Origin of the sequence: Rhizobium sp. AN5 (assembly GCF_900215255.1) — a bacterium.
Classification (GTDB): domain Bacteria; phylum Pseudomonadota; class Alphaproteobacteria; order Rhizobiales; family Rhizobiaceae; genus Agrobacterium; species Agrobacterium tumefaciens.
Map to the genome: position 1 here is coordinate 509791 of NZ_OCMJ01000002.1, position 15132 is coordinate 524922.

Sequence of the window (15132 nt, forward strand, 5' to 3'; positions counted from 1 at the left end):
AGGACCCGGACAAAGCCGGGTCCGTGGCGCCTTACTCGGCAGCGTCGAGGGACTGCCCGCTAAATGCGCTCCGATAGGAAGCGCCAGGATGATTCTCAGGGAGAAGCGATCCCCGCCCGAAAAGATTGTCGCGGAGCGTTCCTTCCGCATATTCGCTTTGTGCAAGCCCGCGTTGTTGAAGAACCGGCGTGACGTGATCGATAAAATCAACGAACGTATCAGGGTGAAGTTGGCATATCATGTTAATGCCATCGACACCTGCATCCTGCCACTGCTCCAGTTCATCCGCGATGGATTCGGGAGTTCCCACGATACGGCAATTGTAGGAGAGTGCATTTGCCAGATCCTTGACAGTTGCCTTCTCGCCCTCGGGCTTGCCCATCTCGATCATGCGGGCATAACCCTGCAATCCATCCAGGCCCGACTCGTCGATCGGCTTGTCAGGATCCATGTTTGAAAGATCGACTCCCATGTCGCGGCTGACATGCGCGGCCAGCCCCTCATAGCTGACCCATTCGTCGATTTCCTTCGCCTTGCGTTCTGCTTCCTCCATCGTGCTGCCGACGACGAAGGACAGTCCCTGGATGAACTTTAGATCGTCAGGGCCCCGCCCTGCCTGGCTGGCCACTTGCTTGGTACCCGCGATGCCGATACGGGCTCCGTTCACATTTGGATAGAGGACGAATGTTCCTTCGGCATGCTGCGCCGCAAACTGGCTTCCGCGCTTCGACGCGCCGGCCTGATATAACATCGGCGTGCGCTGTGGCGAGGGGCTGACGAGATGCGGCCCCTGAACCCTGTAGCGCTCGCCCTGATGGTTGATGCGGTGCACCTTGGTATGGTCGCTGAAGACGCCGCTTTCCCGGTCCGCAATCATTGCACCTGCATCCCAGGACCCCTCCCAGAGCTTATAAAGCACATCCATGTATTCATCCGCCCAGTCATAGCGCTGATCGTGGGGGACGATCTTGTCGAAGCCGAAATTCCGTGCAGCGTTGTCGGTCACGCTCGTGACGATGTTCCAGCCGATGCGGCCGCCGCTGATGTGATCGAGGGTCGATGCCTTCTTGGCAAACGCGAATGGGTGTTCGGAAAGAAGCGAACTCGTAAAGACAAGCCCCAGATCCTTCGTCACGCCTGCCAGAGCAGCGCAGAGCGTGAAGGTGTCGTTGCAAGGCATGTGAAGGCCTTGCTGGAAGTATGTATCCCATTTCCCGTCATAGGCGGGATCGACACCCAGGATATCGGCAAAGAAGATCGCGTCGAATTTGCCCTGCTCCAGCTTCTTGACGAGGTTGGCCCATGTTGCGAAATCGTTGAAATTGGCCAGTTCATTTTTCGGATGCCGCCACGTTCCATGATAGATGTGCGAAGGGACGTTCATGGTAAAACAATTGAATATCAGACGCTTGCGCATAGCTTCTCCTGTTTGTTGTCTTTGTTCCCGGAAACAAGCTTATGCCGCAACGCAACATGCGTCTTGGCTCACAGTGAACAGTTTCTGTGCGCAAAGTGACACTGGCCATAAAGGTGTTCATCATCTTCATGCCCGAAGACTGCGGAATGGCCCAGGTTCGGGTCGATCGTCCCAGCAGACGATGATTGCTTGGCATGTTTTTTGCCTCACCATTGCGACAATCGTCGCTGACGGAGGCGCTGGAAATGACTGTCTGGAACGCAACCGAATTGCCGCAGAAGGACCGTTTCCCTTTCTGGAAAGAGGTGCTCTGCCAGGAATACGTCGCTTTGAACTCGACAACAGAAGGGCATGCCCCGTTTTTCGGCCACGTTCGTGCCAAGCTGCTAAACTCGATCAACGTCACGACAATTTCGTCGAGCAGGCAAAAAATTCATCGCCGCAGGCAGGAAATCAGCCGAATGCCCGAACAGGTGTACTTCCTCAATCTACAAGTGGAAGGTCACTGCCGGATGATGCAGAACGGCAGGGAAGCGCTTTTGCAGCACGGTGATTTCTCGATCGTCGATTCGACCGAGCCATATATCAACGACTACTGCAGCGACAGTTGGACCCAGCATTCGTTCCGCATTCCCAAGGCAATTCTGCAGCCTCTTCTGAAGCAACTCGACAGACTGATGGCCACTAAAATAAGCAGCAGTGCTCCACTTGCGCGTCTTGCGACAGACTATCTGTCATCGATTGCGATGAATGCCGAGCATCTAGACGCCGCCGCGTCCTTTTCCATCACCAACCATTTGGTGGAACTGGTTGCGTTGGTTCTCGGCGTATCCGATCGCGAGGGAGACCGAGCCAGGGGGACATTGCGCAATCAGCTCGCTTTTTCCCTGATCAATTACATCACTTCGCATGCGGCAGATCCGGCGCTGACACCGGCGAAGGCAGCCGAACATTTCCGCATTTCGGTTCGCTATGTTCACCGACTGCTGGAAGACAACGGCGAGACATTTAGCCAGTTTCTGCTTCGGCAAAGGTTGCAAAAATGCGCGAACGATCTCCGTGCCAAAGGTGGCGGCTCTATTGGAGAGATCGCTTTCCGATGGGGGTTCAATGACCTCTCGCATTTCAGCCGGTCGTTTCGGAACCAGTTCGGTGTCGCGCCACGCGAATATCGAGTGCAGTAGTGCAAAGCAAGCAGCACCCATTTGACGTATACGGGTTCGTGGACGGTGGATAGCGACGGAATTACCATGGCAAGCGACTTGTCTTACGCCTTGAAAGGATGAAAACCGTCACATCCTCAGTTGATGGGGAATGAATGTGTAAATTTTCTAATCTGGCAACGTCCTGCGCTTCGGAATTGCCGGCTTGAACAGGCCGTCTTGGCGGCTTTGCGCCAAGAGGCGGACATCCGTCGAAGCCGTCAGAATGATCCGCGCCGTGACCTTATAGCCATTCGTAAGTCTCCCAGCGTTTGTCGCGATGGGCGCGGTGGCGGCGAACGGCTGCCATCCGCAGGTTCAGACTATCAAAAAACTAAACAGTGAGCTCTCTTCGGACGATCTCAGCTCCTGCGCTCAAGGAATTCAGCTTGTCTCTTGCCACACGACGAGACAGGGGGGCCATGCCGCAATTGGTGCAGGGGCAAAGTTTATCTGCGTCGACAAACTTAAGCGCCTTGCGCAGCGTTGCAGCGACTTCCTCCGGGGTTTCGATGGTATCGCTTGCCACATCGATGGCCCCGACCATCACTTTCTTACCTCGAACAAGTTCCAGAAGATCCATTGGGACATGAGAATTGTGGCATTCGAGGGAGATCATACCGATGCCGGATTTCTGCAGCTTGGGGAGAGTTTCCTCATACTGCCGCCATTCTGACCCGAGTGTCTTTTTCCAATCCGTATTGGCCTTTATGCCGTAACCGTAGCAGATATGGACGGCGGTCTCGCACTTCAGCCCTTCAATTGCCCTGTCCAAAGTGGCGACACCCCAGTCATTCACATCGTCAAAGAAAACGTTGAAGGCAGGTTCGTCGAACTGGATGATATCGACGCCGGCAGCCTCCAATTCCTTTGCTTCCTCGTTGAGTATTCCGGCAAATTCCCAGGCAAGCTTTTCACGGCTCTTATAATGGCCGTCAAAGAGAGTATCGATCATCGTCATCGGACCCGGCAACGCCCATTTGATGGGTTGTTTGGTCTGCTGGCGCAAAAACTTGGCGTCTTCGACGAACACGGACTTCTGGCGAGACACGGCGCCGACGACTGTCGGGACACTCGCATCGTAGCGATCGCGAATTCTGACTGTCTCGCGTTTTGCAAAATCGACCCCGTCGAGGTGCTCGATGAAAGTCGTGACGAAATGTTGGCGTGTTTGCTCGCCATCACTGACGATGTCGATGCCGGCCTGTTGCTGATCGTCCAGTGAAAGGCGCAGGGCATCTCTCTTGCCTTCCAGTAATTCCTCGCCTTCCAGCTTCCAGGGCGACCACAGTTTTTCGGGCTGCGCAAGCCAGGAGGGTTTCGGCAGGCTGCCAGCGGTCGATGTGGGGAGAAGTTTCTTCACGATGGGACCTCTTCTAAGTGATGCTCAGGCGGGGCGGTGAGCAAACAATTGCTCAAGGACGGCGCGGTATGGCTTGATGAAGTGTTTTTCGGTGAACTTACCCTGATCCACCGCCAAGCGATTTCGTTCGTCGCGATCGTAAATGACCCGGGTCAGCGAATAGTCCTGGTGCTTCAGGTTGGGCTGGTAAAATGTCCCGGCTGCTGCGTTCGCATTGTAGATTTCGGGGCGATAAATTCTCTGAAACGTTTCCATCGTGCTGATGACGCCGATTAGCTCAATATTGGAGTAGTCGCCCAGCAAGTCCCCAACAAAGTAGAAGGCCAACGGCGCAACGCTGCATGCAGGCATGAAGTAGCGAACCTGCAATCCCATTTTCCCGAAATACTGGTCGGTGGACGAGAACCCATTCTGCCGGTATTCGACGCCCATCACGGGGTGATGATTTTCGGTCCGGTAATAGGTCTTGCTGGTCGAGGCGCTGATGCAAATGACCGGCGGCTTGCGAAAGTGCGAGCGGTAGGCATCCGACCGCAGAAAGGACTTGAACAGGTTTCCATGCAGGTCGCCGAAGTCGGCCGGAATGCTGAAGGCAGGAACGCTCTTGTTATGCTCCGGCAGCACAATGCTGAAGTCGTAGTCTCGCACATAGGAGGAGAAGTTATTCCCCACAATGCCGTCGATACGTTCACTGGTTTTGTGATCGATGATCGTCGTCTTCAGTATCTCGATGAGGGGAAATTTTTCACCCGCGACATCGAAGCTCATGTCGACCGAAATGATCTCCAACTCGACCGAGTATCGGTCCGATTTGGGATTATCCCAGTGCGCGAGGGCGTTGAAGCGGCTGTCGATCATGCGCATGACATTGCGCAGGTTTTCCTGCCGCTTTTCGCCCCTGGCCAGATTGGCGAAATTGGTGGTGATGCGCGTATTTTCTGAAGGACGATAGTCCTCATCGAAGGGTACGCTCGTGATCGTAAAAATGCAGGTCTGAGACATGTTGTGCCCCTATAAAGTTGGGGGCATGGGTCTGCGGACGCATAGCAAGACAGGCCGCGACAATGCAGCCTTTGCTACGGCACACTGGGACACCCCGCCCGTGGACGTTATTTCACCAAAGGCAGGTCTCCTGGCTCACGGATCATCACTTCCGTCCGTCTTCCCGGGGTAAACCAGTGACATATTGGACTTCAGCTCGCCGCTTACAGTTGCGGGGGCAGCGTCGGCTTTTCCGCATGACACGGAGCACCGACTTCCCTCTTAGCCCCGGCACGTTGCGTGCAACGACTGGGGAACCTTAGGCGTGATGACCATATTGTAAGCCACGTCATCGGTCAACATCATATAACGATATCTTTATGTCCTTAAGTCTGCGTTTCCATCGCCGGTTCCGACCGAATAGATTGCATTCGGCGCGGCAGTCAACGTTGCGGTTTTACGCTTTTCGCCGCTTTCAGCAGCGTCATGCGTCCCAGTTTTCAATCTCCGGCGCAACGGCCTGGAGCAATATCCTCCTGCTGCCGCCGAGACGGACAGTTATCCCTCACAAAGACGAATACAACCGCTTTTTCTAAGAAAAGGGTTCCAGCCTTTCGCTGCAAGGATTGCCCAGGCAGTGGCCCCGACATGCGGCAACCTGAAATATTTGAAGTCGGCAAAGGTCGAGGTCGGCCCGATCATCAGCCCGGTCGTCAGTTCGTCCCCGACTGTCGCGTAGATCAGGTTATCGGGAGATATTTGTGCGGCGATGGTGGCAAGCAGCGCCTCGGCCCGCTCGGCATCGCCGACCTGCTGAAATGCCAGCGCGGCCTGGGCCGTACCTTCCAGCCACACACCATCCCGATCGTCGTTAAAATCAAAACCTCCCGCGACCGCATAATGCCGATCAACCCAGTGCAGAACACGCCCACTGCGGCCCCGAAACTCCGGCACGGCGAGAATGGGCCAGAGCTCGGAATCTATTCCGGACTGGCTCGAGTTGGGTGTGTCGCTTCCGGGCAGGCTGCCGACGTAAAACCGTCCCTGCTGCTCATTCCACATCGCATCAAGAAATTTGCGTGTTTTGTCCCGCATCGCCTGCCAGGCGCGCGCTCCCTCAATTTCGGCGAGCCAACCCGCAACGGCATACACATCGAGATTATGTTCCGTCGATTTCCACTCGAGTTTGGCCGGTGCGTGCTCATGACCGAATGTGCCACCTGTGTAGCCGATATCGCGGACGCCCGCCGTATGCGCATCGATCCAGCGCATGAGTTTGGTCGCGGCCTGTACATACGACGGATTGCTTGATCGTTCACTGGCAGTGAGAAGCGCAAGTGCCGCCCAGGCCAGGTTGCCCGTTGCGCTGCCCACCTGATAGTCATCCTCGACCCACGTCTTGCTGGCCTCACTCCAGAAACCGGGCAAAAGCATAGCATCGTTTTCGTTCGCAACGGGGCCGGAACGGTAGGCGTTGCGCAGGCGGCCATCGCTGTAATAGCGATCGTTGTTGACGGCGAGCAGCAGCGCATCGGCAACCCTTTTTGCTTCGGCATCGTTGCCACAGGAAAAAAGGGCAATCGTCGCCAGGGCATTGTCATAGGTGAAACCCGCATTTGAAAGAGCGGGATCAAGCGCTTCGCCGCCCGGTGCAGGCTCAAAGCTCCGAAATACGAAGGGGGTGGTGGATTTGTCCATCTTCCCAACGAGACCCGTACACAAGCTCACAGCAAGGCGGTCGCGAACTGATCCGGAACCGGTGCGCCCATCGCCACCAGCGACCACTCCTGTTGTGAAGCAGGTCATGAGAACTGTCGCGATGATCGATTTGACAGACATGAGTTTCCCATTTGGTAGGCGCTTTTCCAAACAAGCCCGCCTCTAGCTTGCGGTTTACGTCGAGCACGGTCCCGTGTTCGCGCGGCATGTCTCAGCTGAAGGCCCTTGCGAGTAACATCTGCATGGACTTCAAGAGGTCGCCCTGTTCCGCGACATTTTCGGGCGCATTGCGGAAAAGCAGCCTCAAGATTGCACGATGCTGGTCGGCAGTAGGGGTGAGACTGAATTTGCCGGGCGTTTGCGAGACCTTCGTTGCATCGATCTGCAACCAGCCCACATCGGGCACATACAGGGACTCTGCCTCGGCATAAGACCGGTTGAAATCCGCCAGGGTCGCGGTTTCGGTCGAAAGCGCCACGATCCGTACCGCCTTCACCTCGTTTCCGCACTGCAAACGGCCTTCGAGATCCACGCCGATCGGCTCTTCCTTGTCGACACGTGGTAATTCAATGCAGCAGATGAGGCTGGTGAAGGCAATCACCATGGCGACCGCCGACCAGATGAGGTTGAGACAATCTCGCGCCGAAAATTCTACAGGGGCGTCCCATGCGTAAACGGCGAGCAGAACTGAAACCGCGGAGGTGGCGGTGACGATTGCGAAAAATAGCGCTGTGGGGCCGTGAATGCGCACCTGTGACCGGTCACCACCTTTCTCCGTGACTTTAAAGGGACGTCCGAAGGGTTTGCGCATAGCCTGAAACAACGTGATGGTATGGGAACAGCGGTCAACGCATGCGTCACTTCGGTGAACAGCGGTAGGGTTCGTTTTCCCGATATCCAGGTGGAGTAGGCCCAAAACAAAGCCAGTGACGACAGTCCAAATTTCATGAACATCAGCTCGTCAGCCTGGAGGGCGGAAACGCCTGTCAGCCAGTAGATCGATGGTGCCAGCAACAGGCAGAGGATGAAAGGCTTCGACAGCCAGCAAAACAGCCCGTGCAGATAATGTAGCCTTTGTGTCAGCGTAAACTTGCCACGCCACAATGGTCCCGTCCGCAGAAGGCCGATCTGAATGGTGCCCAGGCACCACCGCGTGCGTTGCGTGATATATTCTGGCAGGCCCTCAGCCGATAGACCGACACTGAGTTTTTCGTTGAGCCAGCGTGTGACGTAACCTCGCTCCATCAGGCGGTAGGTCAGCAGCATATCTTCGGAAAGTGCATCATGCGGAAACCCACCGAGCTCGTTGACCGCCGCCCGCCGCACGACAAAACTCGTCCCGACGCAGAAAGCGCAACCGACCGCGTCCTTAGCCGGCTGGAATACATCAAAGAATACACGTTGATCATCGACGAAGGAATTGCGGATGCCGAGGTTGTGCTGGATTGGGTCGCAATTAAAGTAAAATTGCGGTGTCTGCACAACCGCTACCTTGGAATCGGCGAAAAGACCGGTTACGCGACGAAGGAAGTTGGCCTGTGGCGCGAAGTCCGCATCCAGAACCATGATGAAATCAGAAACCTGTGGCAGCGCATTGGTGTGTTGAAGTGCATTGTTCAGATTTCCCGCCTTGGCATGTCTATTGTCCGGGCGCGTCACATAATTGACGCCGACCGTCTCGCAATAGTCCCGCACTTCCGGCCTGCGCGTGTCGTCGCAGACAAAAACACGCAGCTGCGGATATTGCATGGCCTGGGCCGCGATAACCGACTTCTCAAGGACGTTCAAAGGTTCGTTGTAGGTGCAGATAAAGACGTCAACGAGTGGCGCATCGGGATTAGTTGCAATCGCGGCTTCCCCTCTATCAGCCAGAAAAGACCAGTCCGTCCGCCTCGTCAGGATCAGGATCGAGCCGATGGCGTAAAGAACGGAGATCAGCTCGAAGGTGAAATAAATGTAGTTCCAGGCAGTCTCCAGAGAAAGCTCGAAGGGTGGCAGCGTATCGGTGGCGCGCCAAAATATGTAAAGGCCAAGAGACAGCAGCATAATCGCACTGAAGGCCAACCGGTCCAGGACCCTTCGCGGGTCGGCCAGTATGGTAAACAGGATCGCGCAAAGGGCGATGACAAGATTGACGTAGAGTACCGACTGAACATCGCCATCAGGGCTGAAATACATCGACTTATCCTCATGGTTGGTCAGGCGCGCGGCAAGCCGCGCGTGAATGAGGTTGCTTCGAGTGTCTTAAACAGGTGGTGGGTCGCCCTGCGGGTTTGCATCGCACTCCCGCAGGGGCCCGTCCAATCCATGCGGGTGTCAGGATTGGGTGCGCGGTGCCTTTCCGGTGGCATCCGTATTGCCGAAAGGGTGCTGGGTGATGATATCGGGCTGATGTGCCCGGCCAGGCACGTCCGGCCGCTGTTGTGGCCACTCGATACCAGTGTGTGCGGATAGCGTATCACGCGACGTTTCGATCAGTGCCCATGCGGCCTGCCTGACATCCGGCAATTCGCTGACGGAGGTCTTTGCAAACTGGAACAGGCTGGCTGATGCTTCATGCACATAGTTCCGGGTTTTGCCGAGCCACTCGCGCGGCAGGCTCACACTCACCCACGTGCCGACCGAACAGGCGCCGTTCTCGGTCAATTTTTCCTGTGCGCTGCTGTCCATGCGAATATAGGCGTAGAGCTCTCGCCGCTCTGTTGGTGGAAAGGGCACGGCATAATCGAGGTCGACACGTTCGGTAGTACGCGGCACCAAGCGCTCCACCACCCCAACGGTTTCTTCCGCCCAGGCATCGGAACTCACCTTCACCCGAGAACCGACGGAAAGCGCCTGTGCCTGACGCTCTGAAAAAATCGCCACGACGAAAGCGTTGCGGCAGTCAAGCGCCTCCGCCAGCGTGTCGCCTGCAACCACTTCACGGCCGGTCGCAGCCACGGGCTTGTAGAGCGTTGTGCCCGGTGGAATGGAAAGATCGGCGCGGGTCAGCCTTTCAATACGTGCGCTCTCCGCCGATGCCAGCGTTTCGAGCTCGCTTTTGCGCGTCTGCATGGTGGTCATCTGCATCCGGATCTGCAGCAGATCTGCGGACCGTGTGCGAATTTCCTGCTGAAGATTTTGCAGCGATTGCAAATCGGAGCCGATATAGATGCCTTGGCGCGCGAAGTTCATTTCCTTGGTGAGTTTGTCAACGGCGACTTTGGCAGCTTGCAGCTTTGTATCTTCAAGTTGTATTGTGTCCGCTATATCCTCTCCGATTCCAGAATACATCCCCTTCGCCATCAGCTTCTGTTTTCGCGTGGCTTCCGCTTTTGCAATTCGGGTCGAATAGGTCACCATCTGCAAGGCTGCATTGGCTGCCTGTAGGTCAGATTCGGTTCTTTGCAGTAACGCCGCCTGCTGACTGGCAAGATCCCTGTTTAAATCGTCGACGCGGCTTGCATAGTCGCCAATAATTCCGTTCTTCTGGCGAAGTTCATTATCGAGTGCTGCCAATTGCACCTTCAGGCCGATAAGCGTGGTATTGTCGACCTTGTCGTTTTCAATAGCAGCCTTACCGTTCTTGTCGGATATCTTTACCACACCGCTGATCGGTGTCGTCAGCGGAATGACCGGTGCATTGATGAGGGCGCGGTTCGTCTGGGATGTGAAGACCGGCGGAAACACAGAAGATGAAAACACCGTGGCGACAACGCCAAGGACAGTATAGGAGGCCAGCTTCACCGACGCACTTTGGCGCACTTCTTTGTCTCTATTGCGGAACAGCATGATATCAACTCCTGTTTTGTTGAACAGCCTTTCCTCCCGCAGTATTAAAATAGTTCACTAAGTTTTTTTGCGACGCAACATCGTTAAGATTGCATTAATAAATTTTTCGATATCGCCTAAATCATAGGCATCTGCCAGCGTTGAAATCGCAAAAACTCGTCCACGAAAAACTACAGAGCTAAATTTCAATCGTTTCGTATCAGCTGTGCCTTTTAAATGGCATCTGGTTATTATGCGGGCTCTCACCCGGCCGCCCAGGTTGCAACCTATAGAAGCATCCGCTTGCCCAAGGCAGCGGCACGAGTCTGGTTTCCCATATCCAACTTTCGATAGGCCGGCGTCCACAGATCAGTATTCGCGGTAGCCAAAAAGGGGTCGGAACAAGATCTGGTCCTGGCAACACGCCAAGCTGTGACATTCGGCATGGCGTCGGTTCCGCCTTCGCCGGGTACGGGGAAGGCTCTGCGAAGAGCAGATTGCTGCTGGGCATCACAAGCATCAATGGCGAGCCGATCAAATCGGCTGCAATACGCAAGCGCTTGGCGGCGTAAAAACTTGATTGCAAATTTCATCTTATCTTGATTTGATCCCGAGCCAATGGTAGCAGCGTTTTCATGGAAAGCGCAAAACACCCTGAAATCCTCGAGACCTTTATGGGCGTACGCTCTCGTCTGATGCGCGTCATCTACCGTCGGGTCCATTGCCCGGCGACAACTGCCGATCTCCTTCAGGATACTTTTCTTCGCTTTTGGGAACGGCCGGGCCTGTTACGTGATGTTGTCGACCTGGCAGCCTATTTCATGATTACCGGCCGCAATCTTGCGCTTGATCACGAACGCCGCCGCAAGATTGCCCCCTTTGTGGACGGGATCGAAGGCCTTGAATCCATTCGTGATCCCGCACCATCTGCGGAAGCAGCTACCATCAGCCGTCAGGAACTGCTTCGCGTTCAGGCCGCACTGGAACACATGCCTGCCCGCGCCCAGCAGGTTTTTATACTCGCTCGTATTGACGGCCTGACATATGTCGAGATTGGCGAACGACTGGGAATATCGCCCAAAACGGTCTTTGGTCACATGGTCGTGGCGCTTGAGCGGTTGCGTGCAGAGGTCAACTACGAGCGCTAAAAGTCGCATGGCGGCTAAGAATGAGGCGGCGGATGCAGGATTTTTCCCTTCAGGAGCACTGTCCTGACAATGATCCAGAGATATCACGCCGTGCGGCCGAATGGTTCGCGCTGCTTCTCGATGACAGCGCGACACCACTCGACCGTGCCAATTTCAGGGTTTGGCTCGAACAAAGCCCGGCCCATGCAGGAGCCTATGCCGAACTGGAACGTTTGTGGCTTGGAGCCTCGGCCCTGCCAGAGGTATCAAGCCCTGCATCTGTCAGACGGCGAAAAATCCTGAAATCCGGCGGTGCACTTGCTATCCTGACCGCCGCCGGGCTTGGGACGCACGCATATTTAAGGCAGCAAACAGATTACCGGACAGGCGTCGGAGAGACCGCGCGCTTTTCCTTGCCAGACGGATCGGTTGCCGAACTGTCGACGGCGAGCGCCATATCGTTAAATTTCACGGCGGGCCAGCGACACGTCATTTTACAACAAGGCGAAGCGTTTTTCACCGTCGCGCGGGACGCTGCTCGACCGTTCTCTGTTGATTGTAAGGACCTCAGAGCTTTAGCGCTTGGCACTCAGTTTTCCGTTGGGATGCATGAGGAAGGTATCGTCGTCGCGGTTGCAGAACACACGGTAAAGGTCTCATCGTTGAGCCAAGAGCGGATCGTCCAGGAGGGGCAGTCCGTGCTTTTCGCCAATGACAAACTGTCGGTGCCATCACAGACGGATATTGAGACGAGACTCTCGTGGCGAAGCGGAAGGCTCGTTTTCATCTCGGCTCCGTTCGAGGATGTCGTTGCTGCCCTGTCAAAATGGCGCTACGGCAAGATGATTGTCATGGACAGAGCCCTGGCCCGCCGGCCGATCAGCATCATCGTGGACGTGCGCAGGGCCGGTCGGATACTGGAAAGTCTGGAGCACGGCCTGCCTATCCGTATTGCGAGCTACTCGCCTTTGCTGACGTTGATCTATCCGCAATAAAAAATCAGAAAATCGACCGAGGTTTTTTCCAAGCTGAAACGTCCCCTGTTCAGAAGCCCGAAAATGCTCGGGTATTGGTCCGTTTGCAGGGGGCAAAACGAGTGACACATAAAAACCAAGCCGGCGGCTTTCGCATGAGACTGTACCGTATAATGTTGTTGGCGGCCTGCGCCAGTTTCACCACCGTCGTCTTGTCAACAGGAGCAGTTGCTCAGACCGCCAAGAGCTACGAATTTGCGATCTCCGGTCAGCCCCTGTCGGCTGCGCTGGTGCGCTTCTCATCGGTGACCGGTATCGATGTCGCTTTTGACGGTCCTCTGCCGGCAAACCTGCGCAGCGTCGGTACAGCCGGAAATCTCTCGGCTGAGGGCGCGCTCAGACGTCTTCTCGCGGGCACAGGCCTGACCTTCCGATTTACGACCGCAAATACGGTCCTTTTGATCAACCCGCAAAACTCCTCGTCAAGCGCCAGTGCGGTTGGCGCGACAATCCTTGAGCCCATCGTTGTGCAGGGAGAGAACGCTCGTGGGCCTGTAGAGGGGTTTGTCGCCACACAGAGCGCCACAGCGACGAAGACGGGCACCTCACTCAAAGACACTCCACAGGCCGTCAATGTTGTAACGAAAGACCAGATTGCTGCTCAAGGTTCGACCACGCTGACCCAGGCTCTTCGCTATACGCCAGGCGTCATCAGCCAATATGGCGACGATTCCCGATATGACTGGTTTACGATACGTGGATTTCGACCAAGTCGATATCTGGATGGCCTGCGCCTACCGTTTGGATCGCGCGGCTATGCCCAGCCACGTGTCGAACCGTTCAGCCTCGAGCGCGCCGAAGTCCTGAAGGGTCCAGCATCGGTCCTCTATGGCCAGGGCGATCCCGGCGGTCTGATCAACATGGTATCAAAACGGCCGAGCGCAACTGCTCTTAATGAAGTGGAGATGCAGTTCGGCACCGATAAGCGTATACAGACAGCGTTCGATCTCGGCGGTGGCGCTGGTGACGATGACAGTTTCCTCTACCGCATCGTCGGCGTCGGCCGGTTGACCGATACCCAGTATGACTATGTGCGCGAGAAGAAGGGATATATTGCGCCTTCATTCACTTTCAAGGCGGATGAGGGAACATCACTGACGGTTTACGGTAGCTATCAGCACATCGACTCTCCCGGCGGCGGCGGAGCGCCGGCGCTTCCCGCGAACGGCACACTCTATACCCGCATGTATCCGGAATTGCCCCGCAGTGCATTCCCAGGAGAACCTGGTTACGACCGCTACAAGAGCGACCAGGCATCTGTCGGTTACGAGTTCGAACACGAAGTCGATGACACCTGGACCATCAGACAGAACCTTCGCTACTCCTATATCGGAACGGACACTCAGCGCGTTCAGCCCTATTGCCCGGCAGCCTGCAATCCCACGGCCTTTTACCGATATGCCTGGGCGTTTCCCGAAAGTGCCCGCGCCGTCACCGTCGACAATCAAGCGATCGGAAATTTCCAAACGGGGGACGTCGCTCATACCGCATTGTTCGGCCTCGACTATTCCTACGAAAGCAGCCGCTACGAAGAGTCCGCGCTTTCCCCGATTTTCACTCCCTTCAATGGACTTGACCCCATCTACGGCGCAACGGCGATCACGCGCCCGCCGATCGCAACACGGATCGATCAGGACCGCAGCCAGACCGGGCTCTACGCTCAGGATCAGATGGAGTGGAACAATTTCGTGTTCTCGCTCGGTGGCCGCTACGACTGGGCAAATACAGATACGAGGACCCGGACGAGCGTCGCTGACAATCAGGTCGATCAGAGAGACGGCAAGTTTACCTGGAGGGCCGGCCTCGTATATAATTTTGACAACGGTTTGTCGCCATACGCCGGCTACTCAACCTCCTTCAATCCGGCCAGCGGCACCGACCGTTTGGGTAACGCCTTCGAGCCTACTACCGGCGAACAGTTCGAGGTTGGGGTCAAGTACCAGCCCAACGGTAGCAACAGCTTCGTCACCCTTTCTGCCTATCACCTCACGCAGGACAATGTCCTGTCGCCAGATACGACCCCCGGATTCACGAACTACAGTGTGCAGACGGGCCAAGTCAGGATGCGCGGTGTCGAACTTGAGGGCAAGGCGGAAATCACAGACGCATTCTCTGTCTTGGCATCTTATGCATATACCGACAGCGAGATCACCAAAGCCAATCCGAATGCTACGGGTATCAGCAACGAGGGCAATCGGTTTGCCTTTGTCCCACGCCAGCAGGCGTCGCTTTGGCTGGACTACACACTGCAGACATCGACCATCTGGGATGGTCTGAGCTTTGGCGGTGGCGCCCGTTACACCGGTCAGACTTTTGGAGAAAATGCCAACAAATTCGACATCCCCTCATACACCGTATTTGATGCTGCCGTTCGCTACGATTTCGGCAAGGCGGACCCGAAGCTGGAAGGTTTGAAGGCGTCGCTGAATGTCAGCAACATATTCGACCGCAAGTATGTCTCGACCTGCATTGCTGCAACGGGATGCTATTGGGGCGAGGGTCGCACCGTCTACGCTACTCTCAAGTATAGCTGGTAGGA

At 55.8% G+C, this 15132-nt stretch carries 9 protein-coding genes, 1 pseudogene and 1 riboswitch; of the genes and pseudogenes, 4 read left to right on the forward strand and 6 right to left on the reverse strand.

Annotated elements, in window-relative coordinates:
* Positions 1-31: 31 nt before the first annotated feature.
* Positions 32-1417 (reverse strand): LLM class flavin-dependent oxidoreductase, encoded by a 1386-nt coding sequence (locus CRP02_RS03320; RefSeq protein ID WP_097170227.1) that lies wholly within the window; start codon positions 1415-1417, stop codon positions 32-34.
* 194 nt (positions 1418-1611) lie between these two features.
* Here CRP02_RS03320 and CRP02_RS03325 point away from each other — a divergent pair, with 194 nt between their 5' ends.
* Complete coding sequence (locus tag CRP02_RS03325) at positions 1612-2601, forward strand: helix-turn-helix domain-containing protein (protein WP_097170228.1); 990 nt, start codon at positions 1612-1614, stop codon at positions 2599-2601.
* 352 nt (positions 2602-2953) lie between these two features.
* On the opposite strand, the gene CRP02_RS03330 is transcribed toward CRP02_RS03325, so the two are convergent.
* From CRP02_RS03330 to CRP02_RS03350, 5 genes and pseudogenes are all read right to left on the reverse strand, one after another.
* Complete coding sequence (locus CRP02_RS03330; RefSeq protein WP_097170229.1) at positions 2954-3982, reverse strand: methionine synthase; 1029 nt, start codon at positions 3980-3982, stop codon at positions 2954-2956.
* Between the two features lie 24 nt (positions 3983-4006).
* A complete protein-coding gene (locus tag CRP02_RS03335; RefSeq protein ID WP_097170230.1) occupies positions 4007-4984 on the reverse strand; it encodes a DUF1852 domain-containing protein in 978 nt (325 codons plus the stop codon).
* A gap of 102 nt (positions 4985-5086) precedes the next feature.
* Positions 5087-5300: riboswitch (cobalamin riboswitch) on the reverse strand.
* A gap of 221 nt (positions 5301-5521) precedes the next feature.
* Positions 5522-6802 carry a hypothetical protein gene (locus tag CRP02_RS03340; protein WP_097170231.1) on the reverse strand — a complete coding sequence of 427 codons (1281 nt, stop codon included), beginning with the start codon at positions 6800-6802 and terminating at the stop codon, positions 5522-5524.
* Positions 6803-6893: 91 nt separating this feature from the next.
* Positions 6894-8860: pseudogene (locus CRP02_RS03345) on the reverse strand (glycosyltransferase family 2 protein).
* A 138-nt stretch (positions 8861-8998) separates the two neighbouring features.
* Positions 8999-10453 carry an HlyD family efflux transporter periplasmic adaptor subunit gene (locus CRP02_RS03350; RefSeq protein WP_097170232.1) on the reverse strand — a complete coding sequence of 485 codons (1455 nt, stop codon included), beginning with the start codon at positions 10451-10453 and terminating at the stop codon, positions 8999-9001.
* A gap of 614 nt (positions 10454-11067) precedes the next feature.
* On the opposite strand from CRP02_RS03350, the gene CRP02_RS03360 reads away from it, so the two are divergent.
* From CRP02_RS03360 to CRP02_RS03370, 3 genes are all read left to right on the forward strand, one after another.
* Positions 11068-11580 carry an RNA polymerase sigma factor gene (locus CRP02_RS03360; protein ID WP_003517117.1) on the forward strand — a complete coding sequence of 171 codons (513 nt, stop codon included), beginning with the start codon at positions 11068-11070 and terminating at the stop codon, positions 11578-11580.
* Positions 11581-11612: 32 nt separating this feature from the next.
* A complete protein-coding gene (locus CRP02_RS03365) occupies positions 11613-12554 on the forward strand; it encodes a FecR family protein (protein ID WP_025591610.1) in 942 nt (313 codons plus the stop codon).
* 101 nt (positions 12555-12655) lie between these two features.
* Positions 12656-15130: a TonB-dependent siderophore receptor gene (locus CRP02_RS03370; protein WP_323455323.1), complete on the forward strand. Its 2475-nt coding sequence runs from the start codon at positions 12656-12658 to the stop codon at positions 15128-15130.
* Positions 15131-15132 lie beyond the last annotated feature (2 nt).

Coding starts and splice junctions, on each gene's coding strand:
- CRP02_RS03320 (WP_097170227.1), bottom strand. CDS start 1,417: ATGCGCAAGCGTCTGATATTCAATTGTTTTACCATGAACGTCCCTTCG.
- CRP02_RS03325 (WP_097170228.1), top strand. CDS start 1,612: ATGTTTTTTGCCTCACCATTGCGACAATCGTCGCTGACGGAGGCGCTG.
- CRP02_RS03335 (WP_097170230.1), bottom strand. CDS start 4,984: ATGTCTCAGACCTGCATTTTTACGATCACGAGCGTACCCTTCGATGAG.
- CRP02_RS03340 (WP_097170231.1), bottom strand. CDS start 6,802: ATGTCTGTCAAATCGATCATCGCGACAGTTCTCATGACCTGCTTCACA.
- CRP02_RS03350 (WP_097170232.1), bottom strand. CDS start 10,453: ATGCTGTTCCGCAATAGAGACAAAGAAGTGCGCCAAAGTGCGTCGGTG.
- CRP02_RS03360 (WP_003517117.1), top strand. CDS start 11,068: ATGGAAAGCGCAAAACACCCTGAAATCCTCGAGACCTTTATGGGCGTA.
- CRP02_RS03365 (WP_025591610.1), top strand. CDS start 11,613: ATGCAGGATTTTTCCCTTCAGGAGCACTGTCCTGACAATGATCCAGAG.